A 17,504-nucleotide genomic window follows, 5' to 3' on the forward strand; every position below is an offset into this window, starting at 1 on the left:
GCATTCTCCTTTAGTTTATAGTGGTAATCCAGCAATTAAATTTGCCAGTGTGCTTAATAAGTTCACAATCGGGTAAATAAAGAATCTCAGGATGGGGCTAAGGAATCCGAAGAATATCAGCACCAATAAAATGGCCGTGCCGTAGCGTTCCAACTGATAGAGCCACTGCTGTGGTCCCGGCAATAAGCCGGCTAATATTTTGGAACCATCCAATGGCGGTATCGGCAACAAATTAAATACAGCCAGCAAGACGTTTATATAAATAAAATAACCCAGCATAAAGCTTAAACCACCTGTGGGCTTTAGCAAGCCAAGTACGATGGCACCCAAAAAAGCCAACAATAGATTCGTCATTGGTCCAGCCAGTGACACCAGCATCATGCCCTTTTTTCTGTCATCAAAGTGAAAGGGATTAACTGGTACCGGTTTGGCCCAACCGAAACCGGCTAAAAACAAAAGCAGCGTACCCAATGGGTCCAGGTGCTTGAGGGGATTTGCCGTTAACCTGCCTTCGTAGTAAGCGGTTTTATCACCCAAACGATAGGCAGTGAAAGCGTGGGCATACTCATGCAAGGTCAAGGCAAATAAAATGGGAGGTGCCATTAATAATAATTCCTGTATCGTTGGAAAATTAAACAATTGGCCTCGTTCCCTTCTTTTTCTTTCCTTTATTCCCCTGGTTTGGCCCACCCGCCGGAACGGCTGGCCTGGGCTGCTTAGGCTGTATTTTGGGTGCATTGTTTTGCTCCAAATAGGACTTTACGTAGGCCAGCTCATCTTCCCTTGTTTCAATTAAACCGTCCAGCCTGGCACGCCAAACAGCATCCAAGGCCCGTCGGTACATGGGACCTGGTTGATAGCCCATTTCCCGAATATCCTTGCCATTGACCATCGGTTTGTTTTTATGCACCGATTCCATAACCAGACGGAAGCGGCGAATGGCGTTTTTGTCTTCCAACAGGGCCAGGAACAATGGGTATGCTTCCCTGGGTAAGGTTTGCACAATTTTGGTCAAATCAGAAAGCGGTACATCCTCCGTGGTCGATAGTTTTCTTAGGGCTACTCTGCCATAGGCAATGGTATCCAGCACTTTATCCGTTTGTCTGCGACCCAAATTGTAGCGTTCACATATATTATAGGCCTTTTCCTGGGTGGTTAAGTGTAAAATAGCCAGAAAATACGGCAGCCATTTTTCCGCAGGCTCAGACCAGCCCCAGTTGCGTAAAATCATCAAGGCCTGGGGAATTTCACTAATCACATATTGAATTTCCCAAAAGGTAATCTCCGGGAACAGATAATCCCAAACTCCTAATTCAGACATCCGATCCAGCATATGCTCGGGGTCCGCTTCCTCTAAGATATGGCGCAATTCTCCCCACATTCGTTCGGTGGATAGACGGGAAATAACCTTTTCCCGCACAGCTTCCTCTATTAATCGCAGGGTCTGGGGCTCGATAATCATATCATAACGCTGTTCAAAACGGATGGCCCTCAGAATACGGGTGGGATCTTCAATAAAACTAATATTATGGAGAACCCGGATGGCGCCGATTTGCAAGTCATCCCTGCCGTTAAAATAATCCACTAACTCCCCAAAACGTCCTGGATTTAGGGCCACTGCCATGGCGTTAATGGTAAAATCCCTGCGGTAGAGATCATGCTTAAGAGAGGACTGCTCCACCTGGGGCAGGGCAGCGGGATATTCATAATACTCCACCCTTGCGGTGACCACATCCACCCAGAAACCATCGGGGAAAATAATTTCAGCCGTGCCAAATTTCTCATGGGGCCGCACCCTACCACCAATAACCTGGGCCAAATGGTTGGCCATTTCAATACCGTTACCTTCCACCACCAGATCAACATCCAGGTTTTCTACCTTCAGTAATACATCCCTTACCAGGCCGCCCACAGCGTATACCTGATAGTCTAATTCTTGGGCTACCTCGCCAGCCCTTGTCAGGATATTCATAATGCGCCTAGGCAGTGCCCGCTGCATATCTGGCCTAATATTGGCCCCTGAGCTGGATTTTTTATCATTATAGGTTGTCGAATACCGCCCCTTAAAACCCTCATGAAGGGTTCGTAGTACATCGGTGCGGGAAACGATGCCGATGACCATGTTCCCTTCTACAACCGGAAGTCTGCCGATATCCTTTGCGATCATTAAATCTTGCACAGCATGAATATTAATCTCTTTGGTTACAGTTACTACATTAACCGTCATAAAACCTTTTACCGGCGCATGACCCAGCCCATGGTGGGTAGACTTTTCTACATCTCGCCTGGAAATAACTCCCACTAGCTTATCATCCTTGATCACCGGTAAGCCGGTATGACCATAACGCAGCATAATTTTACCAGCTTCCTCAATGGTCGTTTCAGGAAACACCATTTTAACCGGGCTGGACATAATATCTTCGACCGTAAGGGGAGGTTGGATCTTTCCTTTAATTAATTCCAATAACTTCCCTGCTACTTCATCAACGGTTTGACCCTTTATCGTAGCAGAAGCAGCAGCCGGGTGTCCGCCGCCGCCAAATTCAAGCATAATATCCCTGCAATTTACTTCCTTAAGAGCACAGCGACCCACCAGATGAACGCGATCCTCCATCTCCACCACGGCAAACACAGCATCGGTGCGCTCGATCTCCGACAATTTATGAGTAAGGAGAGCGAGTCCTCCCACAAACTCATCCACATTGCCCTTAGCAATAAGAACTTTGGTACCGTTGATCAGATGGTGTTCTGCCGTAACTAAAAGCTCTTTAAGCAAGGCTTTTTGTTCCTCCGTTAAGGGACGGCCTAAAAAATCAGCTACCACAGCTAGGTTTGCTCCCTGTTCCAATAGAAAGGCGGCTGCTCGGATATCTCTGGGAGTGGTACTCGTAAAAACCAAGCAACCCGTATCTTCATAAATCCCCAAGGCCATGATCGTTGCCTCTAAGGGTGTAATTTCCAGTCCCTTGTTGCGTATTTTTTCAATTAATAGCGTTGTGGCAGCCCCTACGGTTTCAACCACTTCGACTTTACCACAAACGTCTCCCTCCGCCCTTGGATGGTGGTCATAAATGTGCACCTCCACTCCGGGTCGGTTAAACAATTCCTTAAGTTTGGATACCCGGCCGGGACTTTTGGTATCTACCATAATCAGACGCTTTACTTTATTAATATTAATGTCTTTGATATTTCGAACATTCTTGAGGGTATCTTTATGTAGTGCCAAAAACTCTTCCACATTACGAGATAATTTTCCAGGGAAAATAAGTTCGGCCCCAGGATATATTTTTTGCGCTGCCACCATAGCCGCCAAACCATCAAGATCGGTATTAACATGTGTTGTAATGATCTCCACCCTTACACCCCCTAGAAAAGTGTATTTTTTTGTAAATACATTAAATTATACCACACCCCACTAAAAGAAAAAAGCACCCGACTTGGGTGCTGTATTTCAGTCAATTTTCTACATAACTAACCACGGGTAAAAATATAAAAGGTCTGTGCGGGGCATATTGCATCAGCGAAAGAGTGCTTCGTCATCCCCCTCCGCTCCTAAACTCGACGCCAATAGCCCAGGGGGATAACTAGCACCTGCAAATCTTTATAAAAAACTTACCTGGAAGAAGAGGCCAACTTAATGACAGAACTGCAAAGTCTTTCCGGCAGCATATCATTACGGAGTAAATCCGCGTAATCCTCTCTTTTGATAATCAAATCCGCCTTCCCTTCATGCACTAAAACCATCGCCGGGCGGGGGAGTCTATTGTAATTCATCGACATGGCGTAATTGTAGGCACCGGTACCAGCAACGGCTAATATATCACCCGCACGAAGTTCCGGCAGCTTAATATCCCATATCAGCATATCCCCTGATTCACAGCATTTTCCGGCAATAGAAACCTTCTCCACTGCCTCTTCATTCATGCGGTTGGCTGCACAGGCCTCATACTTTGCCTGATATAAAGCTGGGCGAGGATTATCGGCCATACCGCCATCCACGGATACATATTTACGAATCTGGGGAATGTCTTTTATTGTTCCAATGGTGTAAAGGGTGGTACCAGTGGGGCCGGCAATGGATCGACCGGGTTCTACCATCACCTTGGGTACGGGAAGGCCAAATTCGGCGGCTTTTTCCCTTACTGCACCAATCATAATACCTGCATATTCTGTGATGGAACAGGGCTGATCCCCGGCAAAGTAATAGATGCCTAAACCACCGCCAAGATTAAGTTCCTCCGTTACAAACCCTGTTTCTAAATAGACATCCTTGACAAAGGTCATCATCACATCGGCGGCATGGGCATAGGATTCTAATTCAAAAATTTGTGAACCAATATGGCAATGGAACCCCTTAAGCTGAATGTTTGGTAAATCCCGACATTGTTTTACACTGGACATGGCCATACCATTTTCAATGGCCAGACCAAACTTTGAGTCAATTTGGCCGGTTTTAATATATTCGTGGGTGTGGGCCTCGACCCCGGGACTTAATCGAAGAATAATTGATGCTTTAACACCCATCTCACCGGCTATGTCATTTAGCAATGCCAACTCCTGCTTATTGTCAACCATGATCCGGTTCACCTTACACTCCAATGCCATACGAAGTTCAGCAGCGGATTTGTTGTTGCCATGGAAATATACCCTTTCCATGGGAAAGCGTGCTTTGGCAGCTGTATACAGTTCCCCGCCGGATACAACATCTAAACCCAAACCTTCTTGTTCAACCATGGTACAAATGGCCAGGTTGCTTAATGTTTTACTGGCGTAAATAACGGCGGCCCCGTAAGCCTCCGTAAATGCCTTGTAGTAGGCCCGGCAATTCTCCCTGAACATTGCCTCATCAATAACATAAAGAGGAGTACCAAATTCTTTTGCCAGATCCAATGTATCACAACCACCGATTTCCAAATGCTGCTTATTATTTATACGCATAGTTCCTTGCAATCTCATTTGTTTCCCTCCTGAAATATAATACCCATCTATGATCAAAACTGCCACAAAAAGGTTTGTTCCTTATTTTGGCAACCTAAAAGTGTTAGAAAAACGGCCATAATCTTAGGGCCGTCCAAGCATCCTCTTTAACTGCAAAAATTATATCATGGGCAAAAAATAAGCGTCAAGGAAAACACCTTTATAATGCTGTATACTTGCTATTTAATAAAAGAAAAGGCTTCTTCCTGCATAAGCAGAAAGAAACCTCAAAGTCTAGTTTGTTTTATCCACCGATTCCACATTATTTTGGCTTCTTCTAGTATTTCTCTTCTTGGTAGCCTTGGTACCTGGTGCAACCTCACCGGGTTTCCCGTACTTCTCCCAAATTTCCCTAAGTTCTTCGGAAGATAATACGTAATCACGAACGGTGTTATCAGACATAAAAGCACCCCTCCCCTATATACTAGCTAGGCAATTAATTATATAAGAAAAAAATCGTTCGGGCAACTGGTAATTATTAGTCAATTGCCCTATTTACCTTGGTTAATATTCGATACCTTACTTTATCGTGCAATTCTAAATATCGCAGGAAGACTTAGACTGGTCAATTGGACTAATACCACAACTGCCGCTGTTTAAATAAAGAATCCATCTTTTCGCCTGATGAACCCTTTTCTCTAATTTTTCCACCAAGGGTATTAGTTCTTCATCTTTATAGCTTCCCTGGGGTTGATGATTAAAAGCATCGGACAGTACTTTTTCGATTTGTTCAGCATTATAACCCAAGGCCCGCATGGACAACATGGCCCGCTCAATTCTCCATAATAACTCTCTTCGGTCAGCCAACATGATTTACAACCTACCCTTCTATTGAAGAATAGTAATATTAATGATTATATTATACAATTTTTTCGCTAATATTTAAATATCTTTTTGACCTAAGAGACAAAAATTGGATGAACCAAGCATTTATTTCATCGACAGGGAAACCCTTCCCCTTTCCAAATCCACCGAAAGTACTCTTACATTGACCACATCCCCTACCGAAACAATATCAAGCGGATGGCGGAAACGACGCTCACTCAATTCAGAGCGATGGACCAATCCATCATTCTTTAATCCAACGTCTACAAAAACACCAAAGTCTACAACATTTCGCACCGTACCCTTTAGCTCCATACCGACCTGTAAGTCTTCAATTTTTAAAATATCACTCCGAAAAAGCGGGCCCGGTAAATCCTCCCTGGGGTCTCTCCCCGGGCGAAGCAACCCATCAATGATGTCCCTAAGGGTAGGCACTCCGGTCTGCAGCTTTTCCGCCATCTTCTCTAGGTCCTGGTTGATTAACTTTTCTTTTATTTCCGGACTGCCAATTTCATTTTCCGAACAACCAATTTCCTTTAGCAAACCCCTTACGATGCCATATGATTCTGGGTGAATACCCGTTTTATCAAGGGGATTGCTGCCATCAAGAATACGAAGAAAGCCGACACATTGTTCAAAGGCCTTGGGTCCTAATCTGGGTACCTTTTTCAACTGGGTTCTTTCAATAAACGTACCGTTTTCTTCACGGTAAATGACAATATTCTTGGCCACCGTTGAATTTATACCCGATACATAGGAAAGCAAGGAAGTAGATGCTGTGTTTAAATCTATTCCCACCAGGTTGACAGCTGATTCCACGACTCCCTTGAGACTTTCTTCCAGTCTCTTGGGAGCCACATCATGTTGGTATTGGCCCACCCCGATGGACCGAGGTTCAATTTTAACCAGCTCAGCCAAAGGGTCCTGCAGTCTCCGGGCAATTGAGGCAGCACTGCGTTGGGCTACATCCAGGCCGGGAAATTCCTTGGCGGCTAACTCCGAGGCAGAATAAACACTGGCTCCTGCTTCATTGACAATAATATATTGTATCTTCTGCCAACCTTTTTCCTTTAGCAGTTCTGCCACAAATTGTTCCGTTTCCCGCGAGGCCGTTCCATTTCCTATGGTAATAATATCCACCTGATATTTCTCTACCAGCCTGTCTATTTCAGCCCTGGCCTCCTGGATCTTTTTTTGCGGTGGCGTAGGATAGATTACCCCAACTTCCAGTAATTTGCCTGTATGATCAACCACCGCCCATTTACAGCCGGTGCGATAGGCCGGGTCTAAACCTAACACAACCTTACCCTTGACCGGGGGTTGCAATAAAAGCTGCTTTAGATTTTTTGAGAATACGGCAATGGCCTGTTCCTCTGCCACCTCCGTAAGTTGGTTGCGGATATCTCTTTCCACTGCCGGTGCCAATAATCTTCTATAACCGTCCTTGATGGACTCTTCCATGACCTCTGCTGCTCCTGATTGAGGCAACAGCCAACGGCCTTTTAGCTTTTCCAAAACAGCATCTTCGGCAACATCGATTCTTACCCTTAAAATATCTTCCTTTTCTCCCCGGTTAATGGCCAGAATTCGATGGGGCGGTGCGGTCTTTACTGGTTCTCTATGCTCGTAGTACATCCGGTAAACACCACGTTCATCCAACTCTTGTTTCTTAACTTCCGTAACCAATTGGCCGCGTTGAGAGGTAAACTGCCGTAACCAACCACGGGTCTCCGAATCATCCGAAACAATTTCTGCAATGATATCCATAGCACCCTGCAAGGCTTCCTCGGCATGGTTCACTCCAGCCTCCGGATTGAGGTAGTTTGCTGCCTCCTCCAGAGGTTGGGCCCCACTTTTGGCCTGCATTAACCATAGGGCCAGAGGTTCCAGCCCCTTTTCTCTGGCCACACTGGCCCGGGTTTTTCGTTTAGGCCGATAGGGTTGATATAAATCCTCCACTGCTGTTAATGACTCGGCCGTGGTTATCTTTTTCCTAAGTTCATCTGTAAGCTTACCTTGCTCCTCTATGGAATGAATAACCTCTTCCTTGCGTTTTTCTAAGTTTCTCAGTGAAGTTAGACGTTCCAATATCTTTCTAATTTGAACTTCATCCAATTCACCGGTCATTTCCTTACGATAACGGGCAATAAATGGAACGGTATTGCCATCATCCAATAATTTAGCAGTCTGTTCTACTTGGCTTTCCCTGACTGCTATTTCCTGAGCAATCAGCCGATACAGGTTTACTTCCTTATGCATTCGTTAATTCCCCTATCTTATTTATTCTAAAAAATATATCTTTCTATATCGAACCCCCTGCTTCCTCCAATTACATGCACATAAACCATTCTTATTCCATAAACTGTAACAAATTACAAAAGGAGGTATTTTATGTTTTGTTACACTTATCTTAGCAACGTAGAATGCGGTCTTAGGGAATTAATCTTGTGGTCTGAAATCAGTTGCCAACACCCTATTTTTATAACAAACGTAGCCCAATGCCTCAATATTACCTTACCCCCTACTATCGTTGCCGGTCTGGAACGTATGAGACAATGCTTTGCCAATATTAATCAGCAGGCACGGCAGCTTTTGGCTTCTGCTCCCCAGCATCGGCATAACACAATGCACAACTTTACCCTGGCTCAACAGACTGCCCACTTAATGCAGCAATTTTTACAATATGACCAAGAGTTTATTGGTATCTTGCAGCAAGTGAAAAATTTTGGTACGAACCAGCCAGTATTTCAGACGTTAATACATCATATTGAAAATGAGCAAGTTTACATGCTTCAGTTAATTTCCACCTTGCTGCAGCAGCTTTGTCAGGGACCCACACCCTATTCGAATATGTTTTCCGTTCCCCCTGCCCCGGACGAAAATGTATAAAGATGGAAGCAAAAAATGAAATGCCCGCTTTGCAACGGGCATTTCATTCGTTATTCCTACCCTTAGGCGCGATGTCCGGCAGCCTCCCCAGTTGCTAAAGCATTGGACCATTTGCCACAACGATCTCCCCAGCGGGCAATTACTTGGCCCTGTTCAGTCATTTCAATAACCTCACAAAGATTTGGACAACCATTGCATTCAATACTGCCAGCCTTATACTCCATCTCGGCAACGCCAAAGCCCTTAAAACGGGTGGGCACTCCCTTAGAGACTGCATCTTTCGCCAACAGGGCTGCACCCACTGCCCCCATCACATTAAAGTACTTCGGTATCTGTACTTCCAGACCCAAGGCACTTTCAAAGGCTCTCTTCATACCTGCATTGGCAGCAACACCACCCTGGAAAACCACAGGTCCCAGTATTTCTTTACCCTTTCCTACATTGTTTAAATAGTTTCGTACCAGGGCCTCACAGAGGCCAGCTAAAATATCATCAAGATTATAGCCCATTTGTTGTTTATGAATCATATCCGATTCAGCAAAAACTGCACAACGACCGGCAATACGTACGGGATTTTTACCCTGGAGGGAAATATCACCAAACTCTTCAATCGAAATATTTAGGCGGCTGGCCTGTTGATCCAAAAAACTGCCCGTTCCTGCCGCACAAACCGTATTCATAGCAAAATCCGTCACCACTCCGTTACGGAGGATGATAATTTTACTATCCTGCCCACCAATCTCCAGTATTGTCTGGACACCTGAAACCAGCTGGGAGGCAGCCACAGCATGGGCCGTAATTTCATTTTTAACCGCGTCTGATCCCACTACAACGCCTGTTAGCTGCCGACCGCTGCCGGTGGTTCCAACACCTCTGACCACTGCATGGGCGGGGAGTTTCTCTTTTATTTGCCTTAGGCCATCTTGAACAGTAGCCACTGGTTGGCCGTTGGTGCGCAGATATAAACTTTGCAAAATATGGTCCTGATCATCCATAAAAATTATATTCGTACTTACAGAACCAACATCAATTCCCAGATAGCCTTTCACTAGGATGTTAATGCCTCCTTATATTCCTCTTTCTTCTTTAACAGATCAATAAATGCCTCTAACCTTGTTATCATACCGGCTTCACCAGAATGTTCATCCATTATCAGTGTCATAATCGGTATGCCGTTTTCCTCACTTACTTTTGGCAAAATGCTTTGGGCTACAATTTCCGGCATACAGGTAAAGGGCAAAATTTGCACAGCCCCGGCAAAACCCTGTTGGGCATACCAGACAGCAGACCCTACTGTTTCCTCACCGTGTCCACCAACAAAATGATTTAAATAGGGGGGTGCTGCCTTCTTAAACCTTGCGGAGCTGGGTGCATTTCTAATTAATCCCATAAACAAGTGATCATTAATCCATTCACTTAGCATCATCGATCGATCGATCTCAGCACCTAAATATCCCAAATGACGTTCAATATTAACGTTGGCAAAGGGTTCTAAGAGAGTGTAAATTTCACCAATCAAGGCTACCTTTAAAACCGGACGCTCCCTATCAATCCCTACCGCCGCCATGATTTCCCTGGCTTTAGCCTGCGCCAGGATTAAATCCTTTGGTGTTTTAGCTCGATCTATTTCATGAATGGCTTGTTGCAAAGCGTTATCTGTGGTACCATGGACCAATTCTCTGGGACGTTTTTGATAGGACAGTTTCTCGATCTCATCCACAGCTTTGGCCTTGAGATAACCAAACCTTAAGGCCTGTATCACCCTAAGCCAGGGTTGGTTGCCTGTGATTTTTCTAATTCTCCCCAGCAATTCACCGATATGTTTCTCCGGTGGTTCCATTACCACTAAGTCAAAATTTACGTGCAAGTCCTTTAATATTTCATTTTCGACATATGCATAATAACCAAAACGGCAAGGGCCACAGCCACCTGCCATCATAATCGTGTCGGCACCCAGTTCACTGGCCTCAATAAAATTACCCACATTCAATTTCATTGGCAGACAGGCAAATTCCGGGGAATGTTTTACTCCCAGGTTGAGGGTCCTTTTACTGCAAGGTGGAGGTACAATCACTTCGATACCTAAAAATTCTAACAATCCCCTTAATGATACATACATATATCCCATATGCGGGAAAGTTACCTTCATCCCACCGCCCTCCTCCAGCGCACCATATCCAAGAAGGCTTCCACCCTGGTAATAATACCTGCCTCGCCGGTATGTTCATCTAAATTAATATTTAAAAAGGGCATTCTTCCTTCCCGTCTAATGAATCTTTCAATTAATTCCCCGGTCATTGAATCTGGCCCACAGGCAAAGGCAGCCACATGAATAATTCCGTCCACTGTGGATTTTTCATGAAAATGCAAAGCCCCTCCGGTTATTTTTTTGGAAAGGGTCCAAAATAGTTTTTTGGGGAGCTTTGCCGCCCCTTGTTCAATTTTCTGTTCTGTCAAATGATCCGCTGTTAGTACCTTGACCCCCATTTTATTTAATCGATTTAGCAAATTCATACTGATAAAGGGGTCATAAATATTATAGGGGTGGCCAATCACAGCAATGGTTAGGTCCGTGTTGATATTTTTTGACTTTGGTTCTTTTCCTTCTAAAATAGCCATGGCTTCCTCTGGAAGCAGGCCCTGTTCTAACAGGTCTTGATATTGTTTTTGTTTCCTTAAGGCAACACCAAAGGCTAGACGGGATTTAAATATGCCTTTGCCAAAATAGGCTCCTACCCGCTGAACAAAATCAGTTACATCGCTTTGTTTCTTCCTTAAATTAAAGGAAGTATCCATGACCACCGGCAAATTCTTAATATTTTGCCGAACCATATCAGGAAACCCCAAAAACTTCGGGCAAATATATTCCCGCTGGGCCACACTTACCATTCGGGGTAAAAATATAACATCTACACCCTTATCCGCTAGATTTTGCACATGTCCAAAGGCTAATTTTATTGGCAGGCATGCTTCATCCACACATTGCTCTACCCCTCTGGTAAGAATCCCTTTGGTGGTGGGGGCAGAAACTACAACTTCCGCACCGAGTTGTTCTAAGAATTCCTTCCATAACGGGAAATAATAATAATAAAGCAAAGCCCTAGGTATTCCTACCCGAACAGACATTCATATATCCTCCTCCTGCACAGCTCCATCTAATATTATTGGCAAAATTTCTCTTGGCTATGCTTTCCTTTATAAAACTTGCTATAATATATTTAATAAAATAAAATATATTTCCTTATAAAGCCAAGGAGGAGGTTTGTCATGAGCTGCAGCACCTGCAATTCTGGAACAACAGGCGGCATTTCGGTAGGGAACAGTAATTATATGACCGAATTGACTAGGGTCATTGGCATCGAGGAAGCAAACAAATTACTGGCAGAAGATTATTCCTTTGTAAGTATGTATTTTAATCAAGCGGAACAAAAAGAGGTCTATGTATTAGCCAAGTTAAAACCCATTAGCAACAAAAAACAAAAAACCATTGGATTTATACCCAGAGATTAAGGCCGGGTTTCCCCGGCCTTAATCTCTGGGTTATTTACGTTTACTCTCCTTGGGCTGTTCCGTTAAACCAAGTTCCGTACCCAGTTCTTGCATCATCTCTTTCGATTTTTCCACTGTTTCCTCTAACATTCCCTGATCTTTTCTTTTGTTAGACATTCATTTTCCCTCCCACTTGTTAAATTAGCCAAACTATTTACGATTCTTTTTTGCCGTGTGATTCTCCGCAACACCAATTTCTTCGGCAATTTCTTCTGCGTTTTGCTCATTATAATTGCTGCTGGAAGTCATGGTACTGGTGTTGAAGGCTCTTTGTTTTTTAGCTTTTATTTTCACGAAACCCCTCCTTTTAGGCTAGACTGCATTATTAATGTGCGATTCATGACACCCAAATATACTAATAAAAAAATGGTCGCTGATAAGAAAAAAGAAAGCCCTGGTCTAACCAGAGCTTTCCATCCTATTTAAAATTTTCTTTTCATGGCCATGGTCAGGAAATAGGCTGCCCCACCCCACAACAATATCATCGCCAATACCATCATAAAAATCGCACTACCTGTCACCAGTAACGCCTCCTTTAACGAGCGATTGTTCATTTCTCCATTTGACAGAAGCCATGAGGCAGCCACCAACAGCTATGACAATTAGGACAAACCAACCAAACCAGAATAAAGCATCCTGTGGATATCCTTCGTAGGGTTTTTGAATATCCGCAATAAGTGTCATAATGCCGGTGTAACCTGCAACCAGAGGTGTAAGCACTTTTATGGAGAAGAGCCACCAGTTACCAACTTTAACGTCGGATATGGGATTGATATGCTCCTTGATGGATTTTAAATTAAACAACCAACCGATTAAGAGAACTTGCATTAAGCCGCCAAATACAATGCCAAAGTTATTTACAAAATGGTCAACGATGTCAAGAATATAAAGACCTGCGCCAGTAGCAAATAGAAGGCTGCAAAGAGCTGCTGTGCCTGTATAGATGATGGTAGCTTTTTTCCGTTCTATATCAAACTTATCCATAATACTAGCAATGGCTGCTTCGTTAATGGAAATCAAGGAAGTAATTCCTGCAAAGGCCAGAGCTAAGAAGAACAGTACCCCAAAGAATGGAGCGGCACTGCCAAGGGTACTAATGGCCGCAGGGAAGGTGATAAAGGCTAAACCCACTCCGGCAGTGGCAACTTCTTCAACGGTAACGCCCTGGGTTAAAGCCATATGTCCCAAAATACTAAATACTGCCATACCAGCCAATAAACTAAAGCTGCAGTTCGTTAAGCAGGTTGTGAAGGCATTACCCACAACATCAGAATTCTTGGGCAGATAACTGGAATAAGTAATCATAATTGCAAAACAAATACTTAAATCAAAGAAAATTTGGCCATAGGCTGCAGTCCAAACCTTATAATCAAAGATTCTGCTAAAATCAGGCTCGAACAGGAAGTTTAAGCCGGCTGCTGCACCAGGTAAGGTTACGCCGCGGATTACAATAAATACTACCATAAAAAACAGAACCGGGATAAGGATCTTGGTTATTCTTTCAATACCGGACTTAACCCCGGTGTAGAGGGCAACAAAGGCTATGCCCCAAGCTAGTGCAAGGGGTAATAAGATTTGCGTATTAATACCGCCTAGATTAAAGGGACTGTCTGTTAATTGCAAGTATTGGCCAAAGAAAAAGTCCTTGGGAGCATCTCCCCAGGCTTGGGTAATGGAAAAACCCGTAAAGGAAATCGCCCAGGCAATAACCACAACATAATATACAGCAATGAAAAAGCATACGAGAACCTGCCACCAACCGAGCCATTCCCACTTTCGGTTCATCTTAGCAAAGCTGAGGGGCGCACCAGCACGATACTTATGACCAATACCAAACTCTAAAATCATAATGGGTATCCCAGCAGTTAATAATGCAAATAAATAGCAAAGAAAAAAGATACCGCCGCCGTTATCAGCGGCCATGTAGGGGAATCGCCAAATGTTTCCTAAGCCTACGGCAGATCCAACCGCTGCCATAATAAATCCAAATCGACTTCCCCATTGTTCACGTTGTGCCAACTTAAACTCCTCCTAAAAACAAATATAATGCATCCACATAACACCTTTCTCCCAGGGACACCCCCCTTATATACATATGTTAATTTACTGCACAAATGTTTAATTTCTTAATTTCTACACTTTTTAAAAAACACCTGCTTGATTTCATGTACAAATTATTGACACACCTAAGGAGTGCTGATGTTTTATCGCGTCAGGTTTTTAGACAAGTCCCTTTACCGTCCGCTTTTTTTTCTGTTCGACTGGGGGTTTTTGTTATTTCAATGTCACCATGGAATAGCCGCAAATAAAAAAAGACCGAAACGATTCGGTCTTGCAGAGGACGAAAAATGAAGAGCAGGTGACCAAAGGCCGCCCCCAAATACCAACGGAGGGCTGAGGGCTATTCCTGCTCCTCCAATGCCTTTTTCTTAGCTTTACGTTTCTTTAACCATTCCACGAGCTTGATAATCGAAGCACTTAACTCAAAGAGCAAGTATATTGGGGCAGCCATCATTAACGGTGTGATGATATCCGGTGAGGGAACCAAAACTGCACCTGCCACCACCGAGAAGAGAATGGCCATTTTCCTTTTCTTTACCATCCACTGATAGTCGATAATTCCCAGTTGGGCCAGTATAAAAGCTGCCAGAGGCAGTTCAAAAACCACCCCAAAGGGCAGAATAAACATCATGGCAAAGGATACATAGTTACCGATGGTTAACATCGGTAATAGTTCTTCTCCGCCAAAGTGCAACAGATATTTAACACCAATGCTAAAGACGGTGTAAAAGGAAAATAAAATACCGGCAATAAAAAAAATATAGGATACGATGACAAAGATGGTAAAATAAATCTTCTCAGTCTTGAGTAGGGCCGGCATAATAAATGCCCAAAATTGCCATAGGATAACCGGCAGGGCCGCAAGAAATCCTAGGAAGAAAGAAAGCTTAATTTTCGTCATTAATGCTTCTAAGATACCGATATAATGCATTTTATTGCCAGTGGCAAGAACCGGCTGAAGAACAATTTCGAGAATTCTATCGCTAAAAAACCAGCAAACACCAGCCATAATTACCGTAGCAACTAAAGAGATGATTAGCACCCGGCGTAGTTCCTCCAGGTGCTCAATCATCGTTTGATCTTTTTCTTCTAGCAAACTAGCTACCCCCCTGTGCAGTGAATTAGCCTAGTTTTATGCTTGCTGTCTCTGATCGCCCCGTTGATACCCCTCAGACTGGGCTATTTCATCTAATGCTGCAGTGGCTAAATCTTCGCAAAACAAATCCACTTCCCCGGCAACTCGCTCATCCACTGTCTTTAGATAGCTTTTACATCTATCACACAGGTAAACACGATATTGTTTACAATCATCCAGCGTTATAAATGTTGTTTGCGAAGAGTTTTCATCCTTGCAATAGGGACAGCCTATTCTCTTAAATCGCCATTCCGTCTCACAGCGTCCACAATAGAGTTTTCGATGACCTTCCTTCCCCACGAGTTTCGCCATGGTGGGTTGATCACCGCAAACCGGGCAGTGATTATGATTCCATTCCGCCAAATCAATTTGCTTTAAGAACCCTTCCCCAAATGCCTTTAATATTGGTTTGAAGGTAGCTAAAGCAATAAAGTCAAGGAGACCCAAGGGCACTGCTAACCTCTTGGCCCATTCATACTTGTTTCCTTCTAAATAAAATAATGCCTCGATTAAATTCTTTTCCTCGAAAGAATTTAACCCCTTTAGCCCATTGATAAACTCATCGGAAACTGGCTGGGGACCAGCCTGCCATTTCTGGCAGGCCTGGGCCACAGCTAGCAGCCGTGCAAATATCTTTTCTGCATTTATGACCGGCGGGACAAGGGCCAAAGCAGCCTCACCCTGGGACCACCGGTTCATTTGTTGATGATCAATATCCGCTTTCCACTCTAATGATGCTATATCATGTTCCTGTTCCATTACTTCTAAATAAAAGTTGGCCAGTTTTTCAGTGCTTTTCTTTGTTCCCATTAGAGCCGCTCCTTTAATTAGTTTAGGCGGTCGCATTATGATGATGCTCTTCGTGATGATCCAGAACATTGAAGTTCTCAGCAGCAAAGCAATACACGAGAGCGCCGATTGCCACCAGACCTATACTTACAGCCCATTCCATGATGGATGGGAAGTACCAGCCGCCAATGGCTGCTGACATGCCGGTAAAGACCACGTTCATACGGTTGAAAATCAATCCACCGCTGACCAGGACACCAAAGGTAATCAGGCCTTTACGTGTGTTGCTATAGCCGCTAAAAGCAATAAAGATGGGAATCATGACGCCTAACACAACTTCCAACAGGAATAGGTTCCCCTCTAAGTTGCCCTTAAATATCAGGTTAAATACTCCCCTATTTACCAAATCAAAGAACTTCAGGCCCAAGTAAAGGATCATAAAGACCCCGGAAATTCGCACTAGACCCCGTAACACATGGATGGGTACTTCGTGCTTAAAGGCCCTGCCTGCCAAAGCTGTTTCCACACAGATCATGGCGGGCCCCACAAAAAAGGAGGACATCAAGAATAGCAGCCCCAAATAGGGTGACCACCACAAAGGATAAAGTTTATCCACCATAATCAGGTATAAAGCACCTAGTGAGGATTGGTGCAAGGTGGGGAAGATAATACCAATGATCATGAGGACAGGCAAAGCCTTCTTAAACATAGCATGATATTTAGTACCAACCTTCTCCGTTACTACCTCCCCAAACTCTAAAACCTGAACCGTGGTGTAACAAGATACACACCAGAAAACTTCAAACAACACAGAGGCATGACCCCAGGAAACAAAGGGCCGCCAGAAGTTAAACCATTGACCGATATCCATAAATAACCCGGCCATTACCAATATATAACCCAATAATGAAGTTAACATGGCACTTCTGGCAATGGCATGATACTTACCACGGTGCAATACATGGACAATAATGGCTGTACCATAACCACCACCGGCCAGAGCAACACCTGTTAAGACGTCAAAGCCAATCCACAGGCCCCAAGGCCACTTATCACTGAGGTTTGTGGTCATGCCTAGGCCTACGGCAAGACGGAATATCATGCAAACTACACCAAGACCAGCCAGTAAGAATAATACTTTACGAGCGGGAGTCATGGTGAATTTCCAATTATATTCCTTTATTTCCTGTAGCAATCCCTTATTTGCCGACATTATTTTCCCCCCCAATAACCTTTTGGTTCACCATTTTTTCACTATCATCAAACGTGTAAAATTTTA

The 17,504-nt window shown here is 43.9% G+C and carries 18 protein-coding genes; 2 read left to right on the top strand and 16 right to left on the bottom strand.

The window, feature by feature from the left end; genetic code table 11:
* Positions 1 to 15: 15 nt before the first annotated feature.
* The 6 genes from AC1U9Z_RS07185 to AC1U9Z_RS07210 all read right to left on the bottom strand — a co-directional run bounded on the left by AC1U9Z_RS07185 (position 16) and on the right by AC1U9Z_RS07210 (position 8,061).
* On the bottom strand, positions 16 to 639 hold the full coding sequence (locus tag AC1U9Z_RS07185) for a site-2 protease family protein (protein WP_333529739.1): 624 nt from the start codon (positions 637 to 639) through the stop codon (positions 16 to 18).
* Positions 632 to 3,355, bottom strand: a complete 2,724-nt coding sequence (locus tag AC1U9Z_RS07190) for a CBS domain-containing protein (RefSeq protein WP_479956623.1) — start codon at positions 3,353 to 3,355, stop codon at positions 632 to 634. The genes AC1U9Z_RS07185 and AC1U9Z_RS07190 overlap by 8 nt, the downstream gene beginning before the upstream one ends.
* Before the next feature lie 257 nt (positions 3,356 to 3,612).
* Complete coding sequence (lysA, locus tag AC1U9Z_RS07195; protein ID WP_333529737.1) at positions 3,613 to 4,956, bottom strand: diaminopimelate decarboxylase; 1,344 nt, start codon at positions 4,954 to 4,956, stop codon at positions 3,613 to 3,615.
* Between the two features lie 255 nt (positions 4,957 to 5,211).
* Positions 5,212 to 5,379 (bottom strand): spore protein P, encoded by a 168-nt coding sequence (locus tag AC1U9Z_RS07200; RefSeq protein WP_333529736.1) that lies wholly within the window; start codon positions 5,377 to 5,379, stop codon positions 5,212 to 5,214.
* A 135-nt stretch (positions 5,380 to 5,514) separates the two neighbouring features.
* Positions 5,515 to 5,787, bottom strand: coding sequence for a hypothetical protein (locus AC1U9Z_RS07205; protein WP_333529735.1), 273 nt, complete (start codon positions 5,785 to 5,787; stop codon positions 5,515 to 5,517).
* Between the two features lie 120 nt (positions 5,788 to 5,907).
* Positions 5,908 to 8,061, bottom strand: coding sequence for a Tex family protein (locus tag AC1U9Z_RS07210; RefSeq protein ID WP_479956626.1), 2,154 nt, complete (start codon positions 8,059 to 8,061; stop codon positions 5,908 to 5,910).
* A 132-nt stretch (positions 8,062 to 8,193) separates the two neighbouring features.
* Between AC1U9Z_RS07210 and AC1U9Z_RS07215 the strand changes: the two genes are divergently transcribed.
* The gene (locus AC1U9Z_RS07215) at positions 8,194 to 8,691 is read left to right on the top strand and encodes a DUF2935 domain-containing protein (protein ID WP_333529733.1); all 498 of its coding nucleotides are present in this window, start codon (positions 8,194 to 8,196) and stop codon (positions 8,689 to 8,691) included.
* A 62-nt stretch (positions 8,692 to 8,753) separates the two neighbouring features.
* Here AC1U9Z_RS07215 and AC1U9Z_RS07220 read toward each other — a convergent pair whose 3' ends face one another.
* From AC1U9Z_RS07220 to AC1U9Z_RS07230, 3 genes are read right to left on the bottom strand one after another with little or no spacing between them, the layout of a single operon-like run.
* Positions 8,754 to 9,740: an acyl-CoA dehydratase activase gene (locus AC1U9Z_RS07220; RefSeq protein WP_479956629.1), complete on the bottom strand. Its 987-nt coding sequence runs from the start codon at positions 9,738 to 9,740 to the stop codon at positions 8,754 to 8,756.
* Complete coding sequence (locus AC1U9Z_RS07225) at positions 9,740 to 10,840, bottom strand: CoA protein activase (RefSeq protein ID WP_479956630.1); 1,101 nt, start codon at positions 10,838 to 10,840, stop codon at positions 9,740 to 9,742. Before AC1U9Z_RS07225 ends, AC1U9Z_RS07220 begins: the two co-directional genes overlap by 1 nt.
* Positions 10,837 to 11,817 carry an acyl-CoA dehydratase activase-related protein gene (locus AC1U9Z_RS07230; protein ID WP_479956632.1) on the bottom strand — a complete coding sequence of 327 codons (981 nt, stop codon included), beginning with the start codon at positions 11,815 to 11,817 and terminating at the stop codon, positions 10,837 to 10,839. Before AC1U9Z_RS07230 ends, AC1U9Z_RS07225 begins: the two co-directional genes overlap by 4 nt.
* A gap of 141 nt (positions 11,818 to 11,958) precedes the next feature.
* Here AC1U9Z_RS07230 and AC1U9Z_RS07235 point away from each other — a divergent pair, with 141 nt between their 5' ends.
* Positions 11,959 to 12,201: a hypothetical protein gene (locus AC1U9Z_RS07235; protein WP_333531363.1), complete on the top strand. Its 243-nt coding sequence runs from the start codon at positions 11,959 to 11,961 to the stop codon at positions 12,199 to 12,201.
* A 30-nt stretch (positions 12,202 to 12,231) separates the two neighbouring features.
* On the opposite strand, the gene AC1U9Z_RS07240 is transcribed toward AC1U9Z_RS07235, so the two are convergent.
* From AC1U9Z_RS07240 to nrfD, 7 genes are all read right to left on the bottom strand, one after another.
* Positions 12,232 to 12,357: a hypothetical protein gene (locus AC1U9Z_RS07240; protein ID WP_479956634.1), complete on the bottom strand. Its 126-nt coding sequence runs from the start codon at positions 12,355 to 12,357 to the stop codon at positions 12,232 to 12,234.
* A gap of 33 nt (positions 12,358 to 12,390) precedes the next feature.
* Positions 12,391 to 12,534 (bottom strand): hypothetical protein, encoded by a 144-nt coding sequence (locus tag AC1U9Z_RS07245; RefSeq protein WP_333531361.1) that lies wholly within the window; start codon positions 12,532 to 12,534, stop codon positions 12,391 to 12,393.
* A 128-nt stretch (positions 12,535 to 12,662) separates the two neighbouring features.
* Positions 12,663 to 12,761, bottom strand: coding sequence for a MetS family NSS transporter small subunit (locus AC1U9Z_RS07250; protein WP_333531360.1), 99 nt, complete (start codon positions 12,759 to 12,761; stop codon positions 12,663 to 12,665).
* Complete coding sequence (locus tag AC1U9Z_RS07255) at positions 12,751 to 14,259, bottom strand: sodium-dependent transporter (protein WP_333531359.1); 1,509 nt, start codon at positions 14,257 to 14,259, stop codon at positions 12,751 to 12,753. Before AC1U9Z_RS07255 ends, AC1U9Z_RS07250 begins: the two co-directional genes overlap by 11 nt.
* A gap of 382 nt (positions 14,260 to 14,641) precedes the next feature.
* The gene (tatC, locus tag AC1U9Z_RS07260; RefSeq protein ID WP_479956636.1) at positions 14,642 to 15,397 is read right to left on the bottom strand and encodes a twin-arginine translocase subunit TatC; all 756 of its coding nucleotides are present in this window, start codon (positions 15,395 to 15,397) and stop codon (positions 14,642 to 14,644) included.
* 36 nt (positions 15,398 to 15,433) lie between these two features.
* Positions 15,434 to 16,246, bottom strand: coding sequence for a formate dehydrogenase accessory protein FdhE (locus AC1U9Z_RS07265; protein ID WP_333531357.1), 813 nt, complete (start codon positions 16,244 to 16,246; stop codon positions 15,434 to 15,436).
* Between the two features lie 22 nt (positions 16,247 to 16,268).
* Positions 16,269 to 17,438, bottom strand: coding sequence for an NrfD/PsrC family molybdoenzyme membrane anchor subunit (nrfD, locus tag AC1U9Z_RS07270; protein WP_333531356.1), 1,170 nt, complete (start codon positions 17,436 to 17,438; stop codon positions 16,269 to 16,271).
* Positions 17,439 to 17,504 lie beyond the last annotated feature (66 nt).

The organism is Desulfotomaculum sp. (assembly GCF_982386235.1).

What these genes read in the sequence shown, in the direction of transcription:
- lysA (WP_333529737.1), bottom strand. Translation starts at nt 4,956, where the DNA reads ATGAGATTGCAAGGAACTATGCGTATAAATAATAAGCAGCATTTGGAA.
- AC1U9Z_RS07200 (WP_333529736.1), bottom strand. Translation starts at nt 5,379, where the DNA reads ATGTCTGATAACACCGTTCGTGATTACGTATTATCTTCCGAAGAACTT.
- AC1U9Z_RS07205 (WP_333529735.1), bottom strand. Translation starts at nt 5,787, where the DNA reads ATGTTGGCTGACCGAAGAGAGTTATTATGGAGAATTGAGCGGGCCATG.
- AC1U9Z_RS07210 (WP_479956626.1), bottom strand. Translation starts at nt 8,061, where the DNA reads ATGCATAAGGAAGTAAACCTGTATCGGCTGATTGCTCAGGAAATAGCA.
- AC1U9Z_RS07215 (WP_333529733.1), top strand. Translation starts at nt 8,194, where the DNA reads ATGTTTTGTTACACTTATCTTAGCAACGTAGAATGCGGTCTTAGGGAA.
- AC1U9Z_RS07225 (WP_479956630.1), bottom strand. Translation starts at nt 10,840, where the DNA reads ATGAAGGTAACTTTCCCGCATATGGGATATATGTATGTATCATTAAGG.
- AC1U9Z_RS07230 (WP_479956632.1), bottom strand. Translation starts at nt 11,817, where the DNA reads ATGTCTGTTCGGGTAGGAATACCTAGGGCTTTGCTTTATTATTATTAT.
- AC1U9Z_RS07235 (WP_333531363.1), top strand. Translation starts at nt 11,959, where the DNA reads ATGAGCTGCAGCACCTGCAATTCTGGAACAACAGGCGGCATTTCGGTA.
- AC1U9Z_RS07240 (WP_479956634.1), bottom strand. Translation starts at nt 12,357, where the DNA reads ATGTCTAACAAAAGAAAAGATCAGGGAATGTTAGAGGAAACAGTGGAA.
- AC1U9Z_RS07265 (WP_333531357.1), bottom strand. Translation starts at nt 16,246, where the DNA reads ATGGGAACAAAGAAAAGCACTGAAAAACTGGCCAACTTTTATTTAGAA.
- nrfD (WP_333531356.1), bottom strand. Translation starts at nt 17,438, where the DNA reads ATGTCGGCAAATAAGGGATTGCTACAGGAAATAAAGGAATATAATTGG.